Annotated in this window: 18 protein-coding genes; 6 read left to right on the forward strand and 12 right to left on the reverse strand. The window is 64.2% G+C overall.

The window, feature by feature from the left end; all coding sequences use genetic code 11:
- Positions 1–140: 140 nt before the first annotated feature.
- From ACYVDK_RS12840 to lhgO, 4 genes are all read left to right on the forward strand, one after another.
- A complete protein-coding gene (locus ACYVDK_RS12840) occupies positions 141–869 on the forward strand; it encodes an acyl-ACP--UDP-N- acetylglucosamine O-acyltransferase (RefSeq protein ID WP_460522320.1) in 729 nt (242 codons plus the stop codon).
- Positions 866–1,906 carry a lysylphosphatidylglycerol synthase domain-containing protein gene (locus tag ACYVDK_RS12845; protein ID WP_460522322.1) on the forward strand — a complete coding sequence of 347 codons (1,041 nt, stop codon included), beginning with the start codon at positions 866–868 and terminating at the stop codon, positions 1,904–1,906. The genes ACYVDK_RS12840 and ACYVDK_RS12845 overlap by 4 nt, the downstream gene beginning before the upstream one ends.
- 129 nt (positions 1,907–2,035) lie before the next feature.
- Entirely contained in the window at positions 2,036–4,303 is a 2,268-nt protein-coding gene (locus ACYVDK_RS12850; RefSeq protein ID WP_460522324.1) for a hypothetical protein, read from the forward strand.
- 45 nt (positions 4,304–4,348) lie between these two features.
- Positions 4,349–5,551 carry an L-2-hydroxyglutarate oxidase gene (gene lhgO, locus ACYVDK_RS12855; protein WP_460522326.1) on the forward strand — a complete coding sequence of 401 codons (1,203 nt, stop codon included), beginning with the start codon at positions 4,349–4,351 and terminating at the stop codon, positions 5,549–5,551.
- 67 nt (positions 5,552–5,618) lie between these two features.
- Here the strand turns inward: lhgO and ACYVDK_RS12860 are convergent, their stop codons facing one another.
- The 9 genes from ACYVDK_RS12860 to ACYVDK_RS12900 all read right to left on the reverse strand — a co-directional run bounded on the left by ACYVDK_RS12860 (position 5,619) and on the right by ACYVDK_RS12900 (position 14,825).
- Positions 5,619–6,854 (reverse strand): aldehyde dehydrogenase family protein, encoded by a 1,236-nt coding sequence (locus tag ACYVDK_RS12860; RefSeq protein ID WP_460522328.1) that lies wholly within the window; start codon positions 6,852–6,854, stop codon positions 5,619–5,621.
- A complete protein-coding gene (locus ACYVDK_RS12865) occupies positions 6,855–7,934 on the reverse strand; it encodes a long-chain-fatty-acid--protein ligase (RefSeq protein ID WP_460522330.1) in 1,080 nt (359 codons plus the stop codon). It abuts the gene before it with no gap.
- Positions 7,931–9,307, reverse strand: a complete 1,377-nt coding sequence (locus ACYVDK_RS12870; protein ID WP_460522332.1) for an acyl-CoA synthetase family protein — start codon at positions 9,305–9,307, stop codon at positions 7,931–7,933. The genes ACYVDK_RS12865 and ACYVDK_RS12870 overlap by 4 nt, the downstream gene beginning before the upstream one ends.
- Positions 9,304–10,044, reverse strand: a complete 741-nt coding sequence (locus tag ACYVDK_RS12875; protein WP_460522334.1) for an SDR family NAD(P)-dependent oxidoreductase — start codon at positions 10,042–10,044, stop codon at positions 9,304–9,306. The genes ACYVDK_RS12870 and ACYVDK_RS12875 overlap by 4 nt, the downstream gene beginning before the upstream one ends.
- A complete protein-coding gene (locus ACYVDK_RS12880; protein ID WP_460522336.1) occupies positions 10,028–10,270 on the reverse strand; it encodes a hypothetical protein in 243 nt (80 codons plus the stop codon). Before ACYVDK_RS12880 ends, ACYVDK_RS12875 begins: the two co-directional genes overlap by 17 nt.
- A gap of 158 nt (positions 10,271–10,428) precedes the next feature.
- Positions 10,429–11,703: a polysaccharide biosynthesis protein gene (locus ACYVDK_RS12885; protein WP_460522338.1), complete on the reverse strand. Its 1,275-nt coding sequence runs from the start codon at positions 11,701–11,703 to the stop codon at positions 10,429–10,431.
- A gap of 103 nt (positions 11,704–11,806) precedes the next feature.
- Positions 11,807–13,111: an LCP family protein gene (locus ACYVDK_RS12890; RefSeq protein WP_460522340.1), complete on the reverse strand. Its 1,305-nt coding sequence runs from the start codon at positions 13,109–13,111 to the stop codon at positions 11,807–11,809.
- A 47-nt stretch (positions 13,112–13,158) separates the two neighbouring features.
- Positions 13,159–13,671 (reverse strand): 5-(carboxyamino)imidazole ribonucleotide mutase, encoded by a 513-nt coding sequence (gene purE, locus ACYVDK_RS12895; protein WP_460522342.1) that lies wholly within the window; start codon positions 13,669–13,671, stop codon positions 13,159–13,161.
- Between the two features lie 17 nt (positions 13,672–13,688).
- Positions 13,689–14,825 carry a 5-(carboxyamino)imidazole ribonucleotide synthase gene (locus ACYVDK_RS12900; protein WP_460522344.1) on the reverse strand — a complete coding sequence of 379 codons (1,137 nt, stop codon included), beginning with the start codon at positions 14,823–14,825 and terminating at the stop codon, positions 13,689–13,691.
- Positions 14,826–15,114: 289 nt separating this feature from the next.
- Here ACYVDK_RS12900 and ACYVDK_RS12905 point away from each other — a divergent pair, with 289 nt between their 5' ends.
- On the forward strand, positions 15,115–15,657 hold the full coding sequence (locus ACYVDK_RS12905; protein WP_460522347.1) for a GtrA family protein: 543 nt from the start codon (positions 15,115–15,117) through the stop codon (positions 15,655–15,657).
- A 74-nt stretch (positions 15,658–15,731) separates the two neighbouring features.
- Here the strand turns inward: ACYVDK_RS12905 and ACYVDK_RS12910 are convergent, their stop codons facing one another.
- From ACYVDK_RS12910 to ACYVDK_RS12920, 3 genes are all read right to left on the reverse strand, one after another.
- A complete protein-coding gene (locus ACYVDK_RS12910; protein WP_460522349.1) occupies positions 15,732–16,271 on the reverse strand; it encodes a PH domain-containing protein in 540 nt (179 codons plus the stop codon).
- A gap of 7 nt (positions 16,272–16,278) precedes the next feature.
- A complete protein-coding gene (locus ACYVDK_RS12915) occupies positions 16,279–17,013 on the reverse strand; it encodes a biotin--[acetyl-CoA-carboxylase] ligase (RefSeq protein ID WP_460522351.1) in 735 nt (244 codons plus the stop codon).
- 155 nt (positions 17,014–17,168) lie between these two features.
- Positions 17,169–17,441: a hypothetical protein gene (locus ACYVDK_RS12920; RefSeq protein ID WP_460522353.1), complete on the reverse strand. Its 273-nt coding sequence runs from the start codon at positions 17,439–17,441 to the stop codon at positions 17,169–17,171.
- Positions 17,442–17,454: 13 nt separating this feature from the next.
- Here ACYVDK_RS12920 and ACYVDK_RS12925 point away from each other — a divergent pair.
- Positions 17,455–18,265 (forward strand): lysozyme (locus ACYVDK_RS12925; RefSeq protein ID WP_460522355.1); only part of this gene is annotated, 811 nt, incomplete at its 3' end.

The raw sequence follows: 18,265 nt of genomic DNA on the forward strand, positions 1-18,265 counted from the left end.
GCTCATCACGAGTCCAGTTCGCGTGCGGTACCATGCCGGTGCACCATTGACCTTGCCCGTGCGCGGGCGCCACCGGGGACAGGCCGCGAGCCCTTCGAAGGAAAGCGAGTCCCGTTCATCTCTTATCCGAGCGTGTTTCCATGAACAAGATCCATCCGACGGCGGTCATCGGCGACTCCGTCATGCTCGGTGACGGTGTCACGATCGGACCGCACGCGGTGATTCTCGGTCCGGCCTCGATCGGAGACCGTTCGTGGATCGGCCCCGGTGCCCAGATCGGGGGTCCGCCGGAGATCTCTTCTCTGCCGCAACGGGTCGGCTGGGCGGATGAAGCCGGATACGAAGGTGTGGAGATCGCGGAAGACGTCGTTCTTCGCGAGAACGTCGTCATCCACCAAGGCTCGCGCCGCCCTACCACCGTGGCCGCTCGGACCTGGATCCTGAACTCCGCGTATCTGGCTCACGACGTTGCAGTGGGGCCCGATGTGACGATCTCGGCCGGGGTCAGGATCGGCGGACATGTGGAGATCGGCGCGCACGCGAACATCGGCATGGGAGCGACAGTGCACCAACGCCGCATCGTCGGGCCAGGCGCCATGGTGGGAATGGGAACGCCTGTCACTCGCGACGTCCCGCCCTTCGCGAAAGCATATGGTTCACCTGGTCGAGTGCATGGAGTCAACGAGTACGTGCTGCGGAAATTGAACGCATCCGCCACCGAGATCGACCGATGGCACCAGACCCTTGAAGCAGGCACGGACGCCGATATCGTCGCGAACGGATGGCACGTCTCTGCAGCGGCCGTCGAGTGGTGGCTCGCACATGGAGAGCGCAAGCCGATGGAGAACGCGATCGGCATGGACGCATGACGGGAGCGGAGCAACAGCCGGAGCACGTCATCGCCGAACCGAGCGATCCGCGGTCGGGCGGGTTGCCGACCGTTCCTGCGCACAAGAGCACCAGGAAGATCGTTCTTTCGGTACTCAGGGTCGTCTTGATCGTCGCGGTCGTCGCAGCGACAGTGTGGCAGCTGTGGATCAATTGGAACGTCGTTCTCGGCACCGTGACGCACATGCAATGGCCGCGAGTCGTCCTCGCCTTCATCGCGATCCTCGCGGGGATCTACTTCTCAGTTCTGAGTTGGATAGCGTTCGTCGACGAACTCGGTCCTCCGATCGGTATCGGGCGCGGTGCGCAGATCTCCTTGGTCGGTTCCCTCGGAAAGTACCTTCCAGGATCAGTGTGGGCCTACGTGCTCCAGATCGAATTGGGACGCCAGGCGGGACTGTCCCGGACGCGCGTTTTCGCCGCCACCGTCTTCAATCTCGCCGTCATCATGGTGGCCGCGCTGCTCGCCGGATCGTTGGCCGTCTTTCCCTTGATGGCCGAGCATCCTGCGCTGCACTGGCTTCCGTGGCTGTATCTGGTCCTCCCCGTGGCGCTCCTGCTTCTGCACCCACGTATCCTCACTGCGGTCGCCAATCTCGGCTTCCGGCTTCTACGACGCCCGATCCCCGATCATCCGATCCGCATCCGCGCCGTCGCGAGGTCATTGGCGTTCGCCTTTCTCGCCTACATCTGCTATGGCGTTCACCTCTGGCTTCTCGCCGACACCTGGCAGGGACTGACCATCAGTCCCCTTGCACTCTGCATCGGCACGATGGGGATCGCTATGATCGCCGGGCTGGTGGCATTTCTTCTTCCGTCGGGCATAGGTGTGCGCGAGTTCATCATCTTCACCGCCATCTCGCCTCTGGTGGGCGCCGGGGCAGCCACCGCATATGCGGCAGTATCCCGTCTGATGTTCGTGGGCGCCGATCTTTTGACCGCCCTCGTTGCCGTTCTGATCGCCGTCTACGTGCGACGCCGTCGTGGCTCGTACCACGAAGAGCCGGGCATCGACTGACCCGGCCGTTCAATGTGATGGTCTTGTATTCCGAGCGATCCGTTCTCATCCCGTGGGGCCGGGTCGGCCCTCGACCCGGCGCCTGAGGAGCCGGATGCCCGATACATCCAGACATGGAAGGATTGCGTAGTGGCTGCGACGGTGACCCAGGACGATGTGCCGCCTGAGAATGATGCTGCCGACGCAGACGTGAACCGACTCAGTGGTTCAGCACCCTCACGGGCCCGCTTGCGCTGGATGCCTGGCGCTTCGATGGTCGTCATCGTGTCGATCGGCTTCCTCCTGCCGCTCCTGAGGAATCACACGTTCTACTACTGGGATGACACGGTAGGCGCCGCAGTCGGAGTATGGCAGCGGATCGGTTCCGACGTCCTCTCGGGGCAGCTTCCGTTCCTTGAACTCGGAATGTGGCGCGGCGGAAACTTTCTCGCCGAGGCCGCCACGGGCATGTGGAACCCCGTCATGCTGGGTCTGATGGTGGTGACACACCCCATCGACAACCTGGCGGTCGCGATCGGCATCGCCAAGTGGTGCCTTTTCGTCATCGAAGCGCTCGGCATCTATGTCCTCGCCCGCGAGTATGGTGCTCGCCGATGGTGGGCCGCGTTGGCGGGCGCGTCCGTGACGATAGCGGGCTGGGAGCTGTTCGTCGACGGAACGGCGTGGATCAACGCCACTGCGGGGGAAGCGTTCCTTCCGTGGGCATGGTGGGCGATGCGGCGTGCCTACCGTTCCGGATTCCGTCCCGGCGCAACTGCGATCGCAATCGTCTGCGGTTATGTACTCGTGTCCACTGGTAACCCGTACTCGGTGGTCGCGCTCGCTGTCGTCGGCGGAGCCGTCGCCGTCGAGGCGGCGCTCGCACGACACTGGCGTGACATCTGGTGGATTCTCGGCATCGGCGCCGTGGTCGCCCTGCTGTGCGTCATCGTGTACGTCACCTTCGCGCTGACGAGCCAGGTCGGATTCCGCGCCGATTCAGGCATCTACAACGACGAGTCGCTATCACCGAATCTCAGTAACCTGCTCGGCCTGAGCATGCCCGTCTACAAACCGTGGATCATGATGTTCGGGCGCCCGATGACCATGCCAGGCGTTTACCTCGCATGGTTCTTCCTCCCCCTGCTTCCCTGGCTGCGGTGGCGCGCGTCTCGCGAGGAGTGGCGGCCGCTGGTCGGCATACTCGCATTCGCGGGCTTCTTCCTGCTTTTCATTCTCGGGCCGTCTCAGCTCGGCATGTTCCGCTGGCCAGGTCGCCTTCTGCCATTCGCCTACCTTGCCATGATGGTCTTCTTCGTGGTGCTCCTGGGCCGCGGACTCCATCGGGATCGGGTCGGCCTGCGCGTCACGCTGACCGTCGTCGCCGTGAGTGCAGGGGCGTGGATGGCCTTCAGCGACCTCCCGCAGCTGTGGAAGTGGATCGGCATTTGCGCATTGGCTACGTTCGGCCTGCTCGCGGTGGCCTGGTTCTGGGCGAAGACCCCGACACGGCTGTACACGGTGCTGAGTGTGGGAACGTTACTGTTCCTCGGCGCACAGGTCATGGTGACTCCGGCGAATGGCAATGTCACGAATTACGACTTCACCCAGTCAAGATCTGAGATTCAGTCGCGCGTCCAGGGCCGCTACCAGGGAATGACCGTTTTCGTGACACAGTTCGGTGGCCCTGGAATCAAACCAGGGCCGAACGGCGTCTGGCGCGACTTCCTCCCGGGCGACATGCCGGCGGTGGCGGGCGTGGAGTCTCCCAACGCATATTCGGGGATCGGATTCACCAAGCTCGATCAAGCATTGTGCATGCAGTACAACGGCATGACCTGCCCGAACGCATGGAACGCGCTGTTTGCGAAGGCACGCGGCTTCGATGTGACACTCGCTGATCAGCTCCGCGCTGAGACGGTCGTGGTACAGCGCGGCTTCGTGCGTAACCTGCACGCTCCGTCTGGCTGGTCCCTCGCTGAGAAGACTGCAAGCGCGTACGTTTTCAAACGCGACGCGCCGGTGCCGTTCGGTGAAGGCCGAGTCTCGTATGTCGGTGACGGGGTCGACGTGACACGGGATTCGATGCAGGGCCAGTGGGGCGAATCCGTGGAGTTCAGGGCTGGAAGCGGAGGAGACCGACGAATCGTATTCGCTCGTCTTGCTTGGCCGGGCTACTCTGCGCAGATCGCCGGGCACCCGGTCGAAGTACGAACGACCGCTGCAGGATTGGCCTATGTGGAAGTACCCGCGAACATCAGCTCAGGAACGCTGTCGCTGACGTGGACACCACCCGGACTCCTCATCGGCGTCGCTGCCGCAACGCTGGGCGTCGCGCTCTGGGTGCTCCTGGCAGTACTGGGGCGTCGTAGACGCCGAGCCGATCGCAACCGGAAGAATGGGACTGCCGGTGATTGAGCGTCTTGGTCCGCCAGTTCGCGCAAGGGAAGGGTGAAGGCAACCATGCGGGGCAGAATCGGCGTCATCGGGGGCGGGATCGTTGGCATCGCGCTGGCTCGCGCCCTGTGCGCACGGGGTGACGAGGTCGTCGTCCTGGAGAAGGAGGGACGGCTCGCCCAGCACCAGACCGGTCACAATTCCGGTGTCGTACACGCCGGCCTGTACTACAAGCCCGGGTCGCTGAAGGCGACGCTGTGTGCGATGGGGCGAACGTCGATGCGCGAGTTCTGTGCGGAGAAGGGGCTCCCTTATCGTGAGGTCGGCAAGCTCGTGGTCGCCGTCGACGAATCCGAGTTGCCTGCCCTGGCAGAGATCGAGCGACGCTCGATCGAGAACGGTGTGCCTGACCTGGCGAGACTGGACGATCGCGCAGAACTCCGTGAGATAGAGCCTCACGTTGCCGGGGTCGCCGCCGTGCATTCGCCGCACACGGCGGTCGTCGACTATGCCTCGGTGACCGAGGCCATGGCTCAGGACGTCCGCGCTGCGGGCGGGCAGGTCAAGCTCGGGCACGAGGTGAAAGCGATCGCCAACGAGAATGGGCGCGTCCGGCTGGTCTCTTCGCTATCGGACGACGTCTTCGACCGTGTCGTTGTGTGCGCAGGCCTGCAATCCGATGTGGTGGCTCGATTCGTCGGAGCAGACCCGTCGCCGAAGATCCTCCCGTTCAGGGGCGAGTACTGGGAACTTGCTCCACACCGCACCAACCTGGTCGCAGGAATGATCTATCCGGTCCCGGACCCCCGATTCCCCTTCCTCGGAGTGCATTTCACCCGTGGCGTTTATGACAACGTGCACGTGGGGCCCAACGCGGTGCCCGCGCTCGCCCGCGAGGGCTACAACTGGCTCACCCTGTCGATGAAGGACACGTGGGAGTCACTGCGCTGGCCCGGCGCATTGCCCCTGGCGCGAGAGCACTGGAAGATGGGCGTGGACGAGATCTCGGCATCGCTGATCAAGTCGCGCTACTTCCGCAAGGCCCAGAGGTTCATTCCCGAGTTGAAGTCGACGGATCTCACCCGCAAATCAGCCGCGGGCGTGCGGGCGCAAGCATGGGGTCGCACGGGTGAACTGCTCGACGACTTTGCGGTTGATCAGGTGGGAGCTGTGACACTTCTGCGCAACGCACCGTCGCCGGCGGCCACCAGTTCCATTGCGATCGCCGACTACGTGCTCGATCACTTTCTAGGGACGACGAGGGCCTAGCGTCGATCGAGCGACGTTGTCGCGTCCGCACTGAGAGCGTGCGCGCGGCCGTTCCGTACCCTCGGCCTCACGCTTCGGCCGACGTCGTCACCATGACGAATCGCAGCATGCCCAGGGCGAGGTCCTTCCCATCCCAGACCGCATCGAAGTCCAGCGCCTGACCGATCGGCACGATGCGGTCGATGCCACGGCCGTTGAGTGCACGAACGAATGTCACCAACTCGTCACGCGCAATTCCGAACGTCGACAGTGTCTGCACGCGACGCTCGATTTGCGGCACCAGTTCCTTCAGGGACTCCACGCGCTGCGTCGTGAAGAAGCCTCCACCAGGCCGAATCTCCTCCGCGTCGCGGAGGGTGGCCGATCCCAGAGCGACACTGTCGTTGGACACCCAGTCCATGGCGCGTGCACCGTCCGCGAATGCCTTCATCGCGGCGACCATCTTGTTGATGGCCTGCCCATCGACCGTGGCATAGCGTGACCTGGCGACGGCGTCGACTCGCTCGAGAACGTCATGTGTGATCTCGCGGTCGGTCCCCTCGGCGCCTCCGACGATTACGATCTGCACAGGTGACGAGCACGCCATCTGATCGAACCAGTACGTGTCGTTGTAGAGAGCCTCGGCGAGCCTCCGACGTACCTCGTCCGAAGCGTCGAGATAGGCCCGGGAATCGATGGCGCAGAAACTGATACGGTCCGGGAAGGTGAGTTCGGATGCGTGGGGCCGCAGGGATGCGCGCCGTACTGCACCGATCGAGGCGTCACCGCCCCAGATCATCCGGATGTCCGCAACGTCGGTGCATGCTTGGAGCACAGCCGAATCGTGCCCGAATCGCACGATCGTCACTGACTCGGCCAAATCGGCGTTCGCTTGCAGATGCGAGATCACAAGTTGGATGATCTTGTCCGTGGACGGGCCGGCGTTCTCCGAAATCCGAACGACGTTGGCGTTGCCGGCGAGCAACGCGATGCCCAGCGTGTAGAGGAACAGCGTGTCGACGTTGGTCGGCGGGACGTGGAATACGGCTCCTTGCGGGACGGCGATCGCACCGCCTGGGACCCGCGCCATGGCATGATCGCGAAGCCGCAAGGAGTTCGCCCGCCGTAGGAAGAACGCAAGTGGGGCAAGCGCCGGGTCAGCTCGCGCCAATCCGAACAACGCTCTCGACAAGCCGTCCAAGAACTCGACGACCGAGTCGTCGAAGGGTGCCCGTGTGACGCGCGCGCGTTGGCGCAACAGCGGGACGACATTCTCGAGTTCGGTCATCCCCGCTGCAGGGAAGAGCATTTCCAGCTGTGGCAATTACGGGGCTCCTTGGTTCGCGGCATGCGTGTCGGAGCATCCGCGCAGCTCGGCCTTGGGCAGGCGACCGAGGATCTTGAACCGCGTGCCCTTCCAATCACCGTCGAGCGACTCCTCGGCGGACACACCGAGATCCTCCGTCAGCAGCACATTGCCCGGGTAAGACGTCGGCAGGGCCGACACCACTTCGATGACGCCCGGCTCGCCCGGGTCCGCCACGGACCAATCGGACGGTCGGCGGATCACCACATCGGCGAAATTCGGGCAGTACATCCACCCGTCATCGCCCTCGATGAAGGTCGATCCGATCTGTTCCACCATGCCGTAGAAACTGCGGACGCGTTGCAGGCCGGTGCGGGAATGCCACTCGCGCTTGAACGAATCGTTGTCGACCGCTGCGCTCTCCAGCTTCTTCCATCCGCCGGAGTGGATGAGGACCCCCTGCGAGAAGTCGACCTCGCCGTCAGCCAGCGCCTTCAGCAGGTACTGCCAGACCATGAAGGTGAATCCGAAGATCAGGAACGGCTGTCCCTTGTGCTTGTCGAGGAACGACTTGAGCAGCTCCCGATCCAGATCCATCTCGTCATCGAGCAGCCAGGTGTGACTTCGACCGAACGTCATCATGCCGATCACTCCGGCCGCACGGGCCGAGAACGAGGACCGCGAACTGATGACGGATTTCGTGTCGACGATCAGCATCGGGAGCCGTTCCGGGCCAAGAACGGTCTGCATGACGGCGCTCAGCGCGCGCTGCTGGCGATTGGCGTTCTCGACGTCCAGATTGATACGACTGACCGCCTGTCCTGTGGTCCCACTGGAGGTCAGCACCTTCACGATTTCTGCACGGGGAACGCTGGCCAGATCGAGCTCCTTGAAAGCGCGAACCGGCAAGTAGGGCAGCCCGGCAATGCCTCCGGTCGCCGGGTTCGGGAACCCCCCGCTGTCGATGAGCGCCCCGAATGGTGCGTTTGCACGTCGGTGGAACTGAAGCGTGTCTTTAACAAGCGGAAGGAGTCGCGACTCCCGGTCACCCCGCGTGAAGGAGAACTGAGGCGCCTCGATGAGAGACTCGATCGTCAAGTCCGCACCGCCGATCTCAGCGCTTGATAGTTGATCTTGCCGCTGGACAGCAACGGGATCTCATCGACCGTGTGCACACGGACACCCGACGGATGCACACGGATGTAACTCGACAGCTCGGAGCGAAGGGATTCCGGGTCTTCGAGTGGCGCCTGAACGAAGACATCAACGCGATCCTCCCCCTGCACCGCGGTTCCGTTGACGCGGGAAGCGAGCCAACGGTCGATGTCGTCAAGAGAGACGCGCACTCCGAAGATCTTCACGATTCGTTTGCTGCGTCCTGTGATGAAGAGGGCGCCGTCGCACAGATATCCGAGATCACCCGTGGCCAGCACACCGCCGAGGTCATCCCCGCGCGAAAGGTCGCTCACGTTCTCCGCGTAGCCCATCATCACGTTCGGCCCGGAATAGACGACCTCGCCCTCGCCGTGCTCGTCCGCGTTCACGATGGAGAGACTCCCGCCGGAAACAGGCTCACCGGCCGTTGAGATCTCCATGCGAAGCAGTTCGGGCCGAGTGATGGTCATGCGCGCGGTGGCCTCGGTCTGTCCGTACATCACGAAGAACTTGGCTCCAAGTCGTTCGGTCATGTCCAGGAAGTGTTCACGCAACTCGTCCGACAGTCGGCCGCCCGCCTGCGTGAGGTATCGCAGAGATGGGTATTGTGCGGCATCCCACCGCATCTGCTTCAGCATGCGATACGTAGTCGGTACGCCGGCGAAGCTCGTGGCCCCGAACTGTGTCACTTCACGCCAGAACGGCTGAGCCACGACGGACTCGTTGGTGAGGATGAGGCTCGCACCCCGTATCAGGTGACTGTTGATCACCGAGAGCCCGTACGTGTATGACGGCGGGAGGGACGTGATCGCCCGCTCCGTTTCGCCGATTCCGAGACCGTCGGCAATGGACTCTGCGTTGCTCAGCACCGCCGTCCTGCTCAGGCGTACCAGCTTCGGGCTCCCGGTCGATCCCGAGGTGGTCAGCAGCAGTGCGAGATCCGGATGCGCGTCCGCCGCCTGCCCATCGGCCGCCTGCCAGTCGATCGGGGCGTGCGGGGCCTCGGTGCGCGAGAAGCCGTGAACGTCGAACGGCACGTTCGCGATGGCCGCAGGACGGTAGCGCGCGGCGAGATCCTCGACGTACTCGTGCGTCGCGTCGCGGTCGATCAACAGCACGGGATGTCCCCCGTCGACGCAGGCCGCATAGGTTTCGATGGCGGGCAACGTGTTCTCGATGCGCAACATGACGATGCCGCGGGCGACGCGCCGCATTGCCTGTGCTGAGTCGCGTAGTGACTGGTACGTCAGCGACGAGTCGCCATCGATCAGAGCGGTCGCCGATGCCGGTCCGCTCAGGAGATTGTCCACGGTCATGCCAGCCTGATCCCTCCGTCGATGCGCAACGTCTGTCCCGTGATGAACTTCGCATCTTCTGTGCAGAGGAAACTCACCGCCCCGGCGACATCGTCTACTCGGCCAAGGCGCCCGAGAGGAGTCACCGCCACCAAGTCCGAGCGGGCCTCGTCGGACAACGACTCGATGAGGTCCGTGTCGATGATGCCCGGGATCACCGCGTTGACGCGGATGCCGCGTGGCCCGAGTTCCTTGGCCGCACTACGCGCAATGCCTGACACGGCCGCCTTCGAAGCGCTGTAGACAACCTGCCCGCCGGCACCGTCCTCGCCCGCGATGGACCCGAACAGGACGATCGAGCCGGTGCGCTTCCTCGCCATGACCCGCGAGGCCGCCTGCGTCGTATAGATGGCGCCGGCGATGTTCGTCCCGAGCACGTCCGACACCAGGGGTTTCGTGATCATACCCAGCGGCGCATCCTTCATGATGCCCGCACAAGCGACGACCGCATCCAGCCCGCCGGCACCGCGAGCGAATGCCCCGATGGCGCGTACCGTCGCGTCAGGATCCGTGACGTCGAAGGCGCACGGGACTGCATCCTCGCCTAACCTCACTGCTGCGGATGCGACAGCCTCGGGATCACGGCCGTTGACGCCCACGACCCAGCCAGACGCATGAAACCGGCGCGCGACTTCGAAGCCGATGCCACGTGTCGAACCTGTGACGAGGACTGACCTGCGTTCAGAGTTCGTCGACACCGTGCTCCCTGAGCAACTCGATCGCCCTGTCGTAGCTCGACAAGGCAATCACTTGCTCAGTGGTGAACATCACGTCGTACTCGCCCTCGATTTCAGCGATCAGCGCCATGTGACCGATGGAGTCCCACTCCGGAATCGCACGGTACTGGAGAGTCGTGACGTCGACCCGGTCGCCCAGATCCAGCCCGCGTCGGAAGGCGCCGGTCAGCTTGTTGGATTCGGACACGAATTGAGTCTCGCTTTCACACGGTCGGGGTTGAGGCGGAACCCGTTCATCATAGGCCACCGGCTCGGCACCCTCTGATTGCATGGCCTGCGCCTGCTGCATTCCGAACGGGCACAGCGGTCGTACGAGGCTCGAAACGGTAGGCGTGATTGAGAGGTTCAGCGCCCACCCCGTCGCACGAACTGCGAACGTTCATCCCTGAGGAGTTGGAAAGCGGGTACCGCCAAGATGCAGGTCACGACGAGTTCGCTGATCGCCAGTGCCATGGCCACGCCGACAAGGCCCAGCACGAGGCCCAACACGACCATCGCCCCGATGCCGATCAACGCCGACAAGACGGTGGCGATCACGACGACACCCGTCTTGTTCCCCGGTATCAACAGGTTGCGTATGAACGGCGTTGCGACCGAGATGCTCAAATACGCCACCCCATACCAGAAGAAGACCGGCTCGGACGGAACCACGGAGCCGCCGAAGAGCAGCATGGCGATCCAGGGGCCGCCGATCGCCAATACGCCGCCCCCGACGAGTCCAAGCCCGAGGTGCGCCGCGATACTCGCGATCTGACGCCGATACCGGCCCTCCGCCGGCGCACACTCGAGCACCCAGCCCTGCAATGCGTTACCGACGACGACGACCGCCGTCAACCCGAACCGATAGACCCGGTCCGCCGACACGAGCCCTGCCACCCCGGCGAGCCCGGTCGTCGCTCGGGCGATCGGCACCGGAGCGGACGAGTATGCTCCACCGGACGCGTCGATGACCGCGGGGCCGGCGTTGCGCCGGAACACACCGCCCAGGCCGAGCGTCGCCGCTGGGGGGAATGAGCTCTCTCTGAAGAGCGAGCGGCACATGAGGTAGATTCCGATCATCGTCGCAAGTCCCATGAACACGGGGTAGAGGATGATCTGGCCAGTCAGAAGGATAGCGACGGCCGCAAGAATCATGGCGACTGTGATCGGGATGGTCTCGTACCTCATGACCAGCGACGGCTTGGAGACGCCGACCCCGTACCAGGAGACGGTCATACCGCCCAATGCCGTGGCCACAGCCACCAGAGCGCCGACCCACCGATATCCGTCTGCCGAGATCGCGAATGCGATCGATCCGAGCACGATGGACGTGACCGCGAAGGCGACTCCGCGCGTCCAGAGGCTTTGGGCGAAGACCAGCTTTCGACGGTTCTCGTCCTTTTCAAGAGCGACCCGAGCGGCGCCGATCGCGTTCCAGCCGAAGCTCGTCGTGTACACGCCGAATGCGCCGAGCGATTGACCGATCCCGACGCTCGCCCATCCATCCACTCCGCCTACTCGAGCGACGATCGGCAGCACGAGAAGAGGCGCCACGAACGCAACCAGGGGGATGGTGGTGAAGCCGAACAACCTCCGCGCGAGCGATGTGCCACTCGATGCTCGCCCGTCTGGCTGCGTCACGATGAAAGGGTCCCGAACGCGAGATGCGCTTCGGTGCGGACAGCAGCCGATGTCGCTTCGTTCACGTGAGGACCCTATCCGTTCACGATCGGTAAGGCATGCACTATGGCTTCGGTGTAGCCGTCGGCGGCACTACTGCCTTCTGCACGAGAGCGCGTATCTGGTCGTAGTTCGGGTCGCTCGGATCGATCGTCGGCGGCACCAGCTCGAGGTTCTGCACCGGAAGCTGCCGCGTCTTCATGCCCAGATCCACGAAGTACCCGAGCATCGACTGCGGAATATCGGTCTTCATCACCTGCTGCCCCGCCTTGGCGATGTCTTGAAACTTCGTCACAACGTTGACCGGCGTGAACTGCTTGAGGATGGCATCCTCGAGGATGCGCTGCCTGGCCATGCGGTCGTAGTCGCTCGTCGATTCACGTGAGCGCGCATACCACTGGGCCGTGTACCCGTTCATGTGCTGATCGCCCGGGTACACCCATCCGGTCACGCCGTTGCCCTGTGCGTCACCACCGATCGGCAGCTTCTCCTTCACATCGATCTGCACACCGCCGAGCGCATCCACCAGCTGCGCGAAGCCCTCCATGTCGATGAGCACGTAGTACTGGATCTTGAGCCCGGTCACGCCCTCCAACGCGTCGCGCATCGCCTCGATACCCGGCTGACTGTTCCGCTTGGTGGCGTTGGGGTACAGCTTCGCCTTGTAGAGCTCGACCTCGGTGTAGATGGAGTTCAGCTGGCAGACGTCGACATCGCAGTTGCCGTTGTACCCGTAACCGTCGGGGTAGATCTTCTGCATCGGCGAGCCGTCTCTGAACGGCACCGGGTCGAGGTCGCGCGGAACGCCGATGGAGACGGCCTGTCCTGTGTTCGAGTCGATGCTGAGCACTGACATGCTGTCCGGCCGCATGCCGTCTCTACCGGGTCCGGCGTCCCCGCCGAGCAGCATGATGTTGTACCGGCCGTGTGCCGGTGGTTCGGATGCCGCCGCCGAGAATATTCCGGAAAGGGCGCCTCGCGCGGATCCCGCGAGCACCGCGCCATATGCTGCGCTTCCCGAGACCGCAACAAGAAGCAGCACGGCGAATGCAGCGATGCCCGCTCGCGCCGGCGGGTGAGCCCTCACCAAACGGACTAGCCGCAACGTGTCAAGCGTGAGCACCACCCAGAGAATCGCATACAGAGCGAGCAGGACCTGCACTGCCCAAAGCGCGAACGTCTGCGTGAAGAACCCGACCATCGCCGTCGGCCGCACGAGGTACACGATGAAGATCGCGAGGGCCGCCAGCCACAGAATGAGAGTGGCGATGAGCCCGAATCGCCCCAGCTTGCGATTGCCGGCAAGCACTTGGGCACTGCCCGGCATGAGCAGATTGAGCGCGACGAGCCACCAACCCCTGCGCGTCATCAGGTCTCGGGAGCCCGCATTCGGATATCGGATCGGGTTCGCGATCGTCATAGCGCGCGGTGCAGTTCGGCGTTCTTCTGTTCCACGAGGTCGATGAGGCCTGCGGCGTAGTCGGCGAGCCGCTGGGCGAGAGCGTCGTCACCGATGCCCAGGATGCGCGCCGCGAGTATGCCCGCGTTCTTCGCCCCACCGATCGCGACGGTGGCGACCGGGATACCGGCCGGCATCTGCACGATCGAGAGCAATGAGTCGAGTCCGTCCAGCTTGGCGAGCGGAACGGGAACGCCGACGACGGGAAGCGTGGTCACGGAGGCCAGCATCCCGGGAAGAGCCGCGGCACCGCCCGCTCCCGCGACGATCACCTTGATGCCGCGGGCGGCGGCATCCTTCCCGAACGCGATCATCTTCTCCGGTGTGCGGTGCGCGGACACGACCTCGACCTCGTACGGCACACCGAACTCCGTAAGCGCCTCCCCGGCGGCCTTCATCGTGGGCCAGTCCGAGTCGGACCCCATCACGATCGAGACGACGGGAGGCTCAGTGGAGTTAATGCCGGGCATGAAATCCAGGCTAGGTGTCAGCCTTCGAAGAATGCCGCTGCGCCACGCGCCTGGTACGCGACCTCGTCGAGGTCGTCTCCGCACACCGTGACGTGTCCGACCTTGCGACCCGGTCGCGAATCCTTCTGATAGCTGTGGAACTTCGCGGTGGGATGCTCGCGCATGGCATCCGCATACCGGTCCGGCATGGTCGCACCGGTTGGGCCACCGAGCACGTTGATCATCATCGACCATGGCCGCACGGTGCCGGTGGCGCCCAGCGGGAGGTCGAGCACGGCACGCAGGTGCTGCTCGAACTGACTGGTGGTCGAACCGTCGATCGTCCAGTGGCCGCTGTTGTGCGGCCGCATGGCGAGCTCGTTGACGAGCACTCGGCCGTCGCGCGTCTCGAAGAGTTCGACCGCCATGGCACCCGTGACCCCGAGGCCTTCGGCGATGCGGAAGGCGATGTCTTCGCTGAGTTCAGCGACTCGGCCGGCAGCACCGGGAGCCGGAGCGACCACCTCCGCACAGATTCCGTCACGCTGCACGGTCTCCACGACCGGCCACGCGACGATATCGCCCGAAGGCCGACGCGCCACCTGCTGAGCCAGCTCCCGACGGAAATCGACGAGTTCCTCGACCAGCAGGGAACCGCCGTTTCCGTCTTCAGCGAGCGCGGTGAGCCAGTCGTCGGCCTCGGTCGCGCCGCCGATCACGCGAACTCCCTTGCCGTCGTAACCGCCACGTGCCGTCTTCACGACGGCCCTCCCGCCGTGATCCTTCAGAAAGCCGTCGAGCTGCTCGGGGTTCTCCACTGCCGCCCAATCCGGAACCGGGAGCCCGAGCTCCGAGAGCTTCTGTCGCATGAGCAGCTTGTCCTGGGCGTACTGCAACGCATTGGGACCAGGGTGCACCGGGATGCCCTCCTCGACCAGCGCACGGAGCACCGGCTGCGGGACATGCTCGTGGTCGAACGTGACGACATCCACCGTGCGCGCGAACTCCAGCACCGTGTCGAGATCCCGATAGTCACCAACGGCCGACGCCGCGATCGCGGCCGACATACCGGCCGTTTCGGCCAACACTCGGATGCCTATTCCGAGTTCGAGCGCCGCCGGAATCATCATCCGTGCGAGCTGTCCACCACCGATCACCCCGACTGTCTTCGCCACCGTGAAATCTTATCGGCGACTGAGGTGAGAGCAGAGCGAGCTTGCTCGCTCTGCCGAGCCGATGGAGCCGGTGAGCGCGCACGCGCGATATCCGGCACGGCAGGCGAGAAGCGGTGCCGGTAGCTGTTCCGCTCTCCGTCCTGAACAACCACTCTGTACACCTACTCACGGTCCCTCGCCAAGTGCTAGGTCGCTCACAAGTGTCTTCGTTACGCTCAGCGTGCATTCGTCCGACCCGCAAGGTCGGGCGTGAAGACGAACAATCGACCGGGGCAGGAAGCGTCTCAGCATGACTCAGATCGATGAAAGCAGCCCCGACACCCAAGGGCACGAGGCCACGCTCAAGTCGCGCTGGCTTCCTCAATTGCTGCAATTGATCAAGTTCGGGGCAGTTGGCGGCGTCGGTGTCGTCGTCAACTTCGCCGTGTTCAACGGGTTGTGGCTGACCGTGTTCAACCCGGCGACCATGCCGCACGGCCCGCTGCTGGCGACGATCGTCGCCACCCTCGCCGCCATAGTCGTGAACTGGCTGGGTAATAGATACTGGGCGTTCTCAGGCGATCGCCAGCGCAATACGGCCCGTGAGGGTCTGGAGTTCCTCGCGGCAAGCCTTATCGGAATGCTCGTTCCGCTGTTCTGCATCGTCGTTTCGCGATACGTGCTCGGGTTCCACTCGCTACTGTCCGACAACATCGCGAACAATGTCGTCGGCCTTGTGCTCGGCACGGTGGTCCGCTACTTGCTGTACAAGTTCTGGGTGTACTCACCGCGGCGCGCTGCCGCTCGTTCCGACGCCGCGACAGCATCCGCGAAGACCGCCGCGGATGCGTAAGCCCCGGCGTGACCGCCGAGGCCGCACTTGAATAGTGTTGGGCCGGGGCTGAGGCCCGCATCGTTGCCGGCCGTTCAGTTGGGCTGCTCGGTCTGCTCCATCGGCAACGATCCCGTCGTCCATCCGGATGAGTACAAGCGCTGACTGTTCTCCATCAGGTCGTGCAGCGCCTCGGTCACGACTTCGGCATGCGGAACGTCTCGCAGCCGCGCAACCGTCTTCTGGTCCATCACGCCGATCACGATCGTGCCGCTTCGGAAGATGCTCTGCGGCCATGAGGTGCGAAGCGTGACCGTGTAGCCCCGACTGTGCAGCAGTTCGCGGCGCTCCCGCACGAACAGTCCGGTGCGCACGATCAATCGACGCGTCGTGACCGTGTAACGAGTCGTGAGCCAGCCGCCCAACGGCAGCAGGAACAGGAAGATGGCGATGAGCAGGGCCGCGACCCAGACTGCAAGACGGATCCATCCGCCGAACGCAGACCCGAAGTATGCCGCAGCACCGCAGACGATGATCAAGGCTACCGACGGCCAGAACATCCTGCGGACATGCTGGCGCAGCCGGGCCACCACACGCTCCGCTGGCGGTACTCCGTATCCGTCGGTCAGCGCCATAGGCCCATTAATACCGCAGGTGGGTCACATCTCCCGCTGAGACCGCCGTGCGGCGCCCGCTGGAATCGACCACGAGGCGCCCGCCGACATCGAGTTCATCGGCGATGCCGATCAGGTCTGCGCCGCCCGGGAGCTGCACACGGACTGCGCGGCCGAGCGTCGAGCAGGCTGCCGCCACCGCCGACCGCAGACCCGACGCATCTGCATCGCCCGTCGCCGTCGCGAAACGATCGTAGAGCTCACGAAACACCTTCAGGTACGCGGCCAGCACGCTGTCCATACCAGTCTCGGCTCCCGCGATCAGCATCGAGGTGGCCGTCGGCACGGGGAGATCCTCGGCGGTGATCGTAAGGTTCACTCCCGCGCCCACGATGACCGTGTCGCCCGGTTGCGCCTCTGCAAGGATTCCGCACACCTTGCGTCCGTCGATGAGCACGTCGTTCGGCCACTTCAGTTCGGTGCGCGCACCCAGCGACTCGAGCGCCTCCGTCATCGCCAGCCCCGCCAGGAGCGGTAGCCAGCCCTTCGCCTCTGCACCCAAGATCCCGGCCCGCGCGGGCCGCAGCAAGACGGAGATCGCGAGCATCGTTCCAGCGGGAGCCGACCACTCGCGACCGAGGCGGCCCCGCCCGGCGGTCTGATTGTCGGTGACCACGACACTGAACTCGGGCCACTCCGAGCGGGAGCCCTCGCGCACGAGAGCAGCGAGCTCGTCGTTCGTGGAGTCTGCTTGGTCGAGCACGACAAGACGGCTCGCGGTTCGCGCTGAACAAAGAAAGGTCACGCTGCATTCTCCTACCGCCGCGATTTCGCGGCGCACGTGGCGCTAACGTCCCCGGGCACATGTGCGTCGTAGTGTGGACGGAGTGCCGCGGGCGATCGGCACCCCAGGGGGGACTAATTGGGCAACTTGCGCGGCTCGCGCCGTATGCTCTTCGTCGTGACCGCCGCGATCGCGGCCATCTGCGTGAGCGTTCCGCTCACGGGCATGGCCGGGGCGGTCCAGGCGCACCCGGCGCTCGAACCTACTGGAACGGCGACCGCTACGCCTACCCCAACGCCAACGCCAACCAGCAGTTCCACCCCGCCAACCAGCAGTTCCACCCCGCCGAGTAGCTCGTCCACGCACCCCGGCGGCGCCGATCCGTCATTGGCGGTGATGAACGCCACCCACGATCACGCGATGGGTTCGACGATTCCGAAGGCGACGATCCCGCGCACGCGATCCGGGACGAGACTCTTCGCGCAGCCGCTTGTCGCCGGTCAGCCTTCAGGTACGCCGGGTCTCGACGTGAGCGGGTGGCAGACCCTCACTCTGACGGATTGGCAGACCGCATTCGCCAATGGGGCGAGATTCGCTTATGTCAAGGCGACGGAAAGCACCGATTACACGAGCAGCCAATTCAGCGAACAGTACAGCGACTCCTATGCTGCGGGGCTGATGCACGGGGCGTACCACTTCGCAACCCCGAACACTTCCTCGGGTGCCGCCCAAGCGAACTATTTCGTCTCCAACGGTGGCGGTTGGAGCCCAGACGGGCACACCCTTCCCCCGCTTCTCGACATCGAGTACAACCCGTACGGTGCCACCTGTTATGGGATGTCCCAGGCGGCGATGGTCGCGTGGATACAAGATTTCTCGAACACGGTTCTTGCCCGAACGGGTCGTCTGCCCGCGATCTACTCGACGACGGATTGGTGGACACAGTGCACGGGCAATAGTTCGGCGTTCTCAGGCAACCCTCTTTTCATCGCTCGATACACGACATCCGGGTCTCCAGGCACCCTGCCGGGGAGTTGGTCGAACTACGCCTTCTGGCAATGGGCCGACAGCGGTGTCTTTCCCGGAGATCAGGACGTCTTCAACGGCAACCTCACGCAACTCGCAGGCATCGCATCGAGCCAGAGCACGACACGCACCTCGCCGATCATCGCCGGCGACTTCAACCACGACGGCAAGACCGACCTACTCGCCACCAAACCCGACGGAACCC

It is taken from the genome of Humibacter antri, assembly GCF_054777235.1.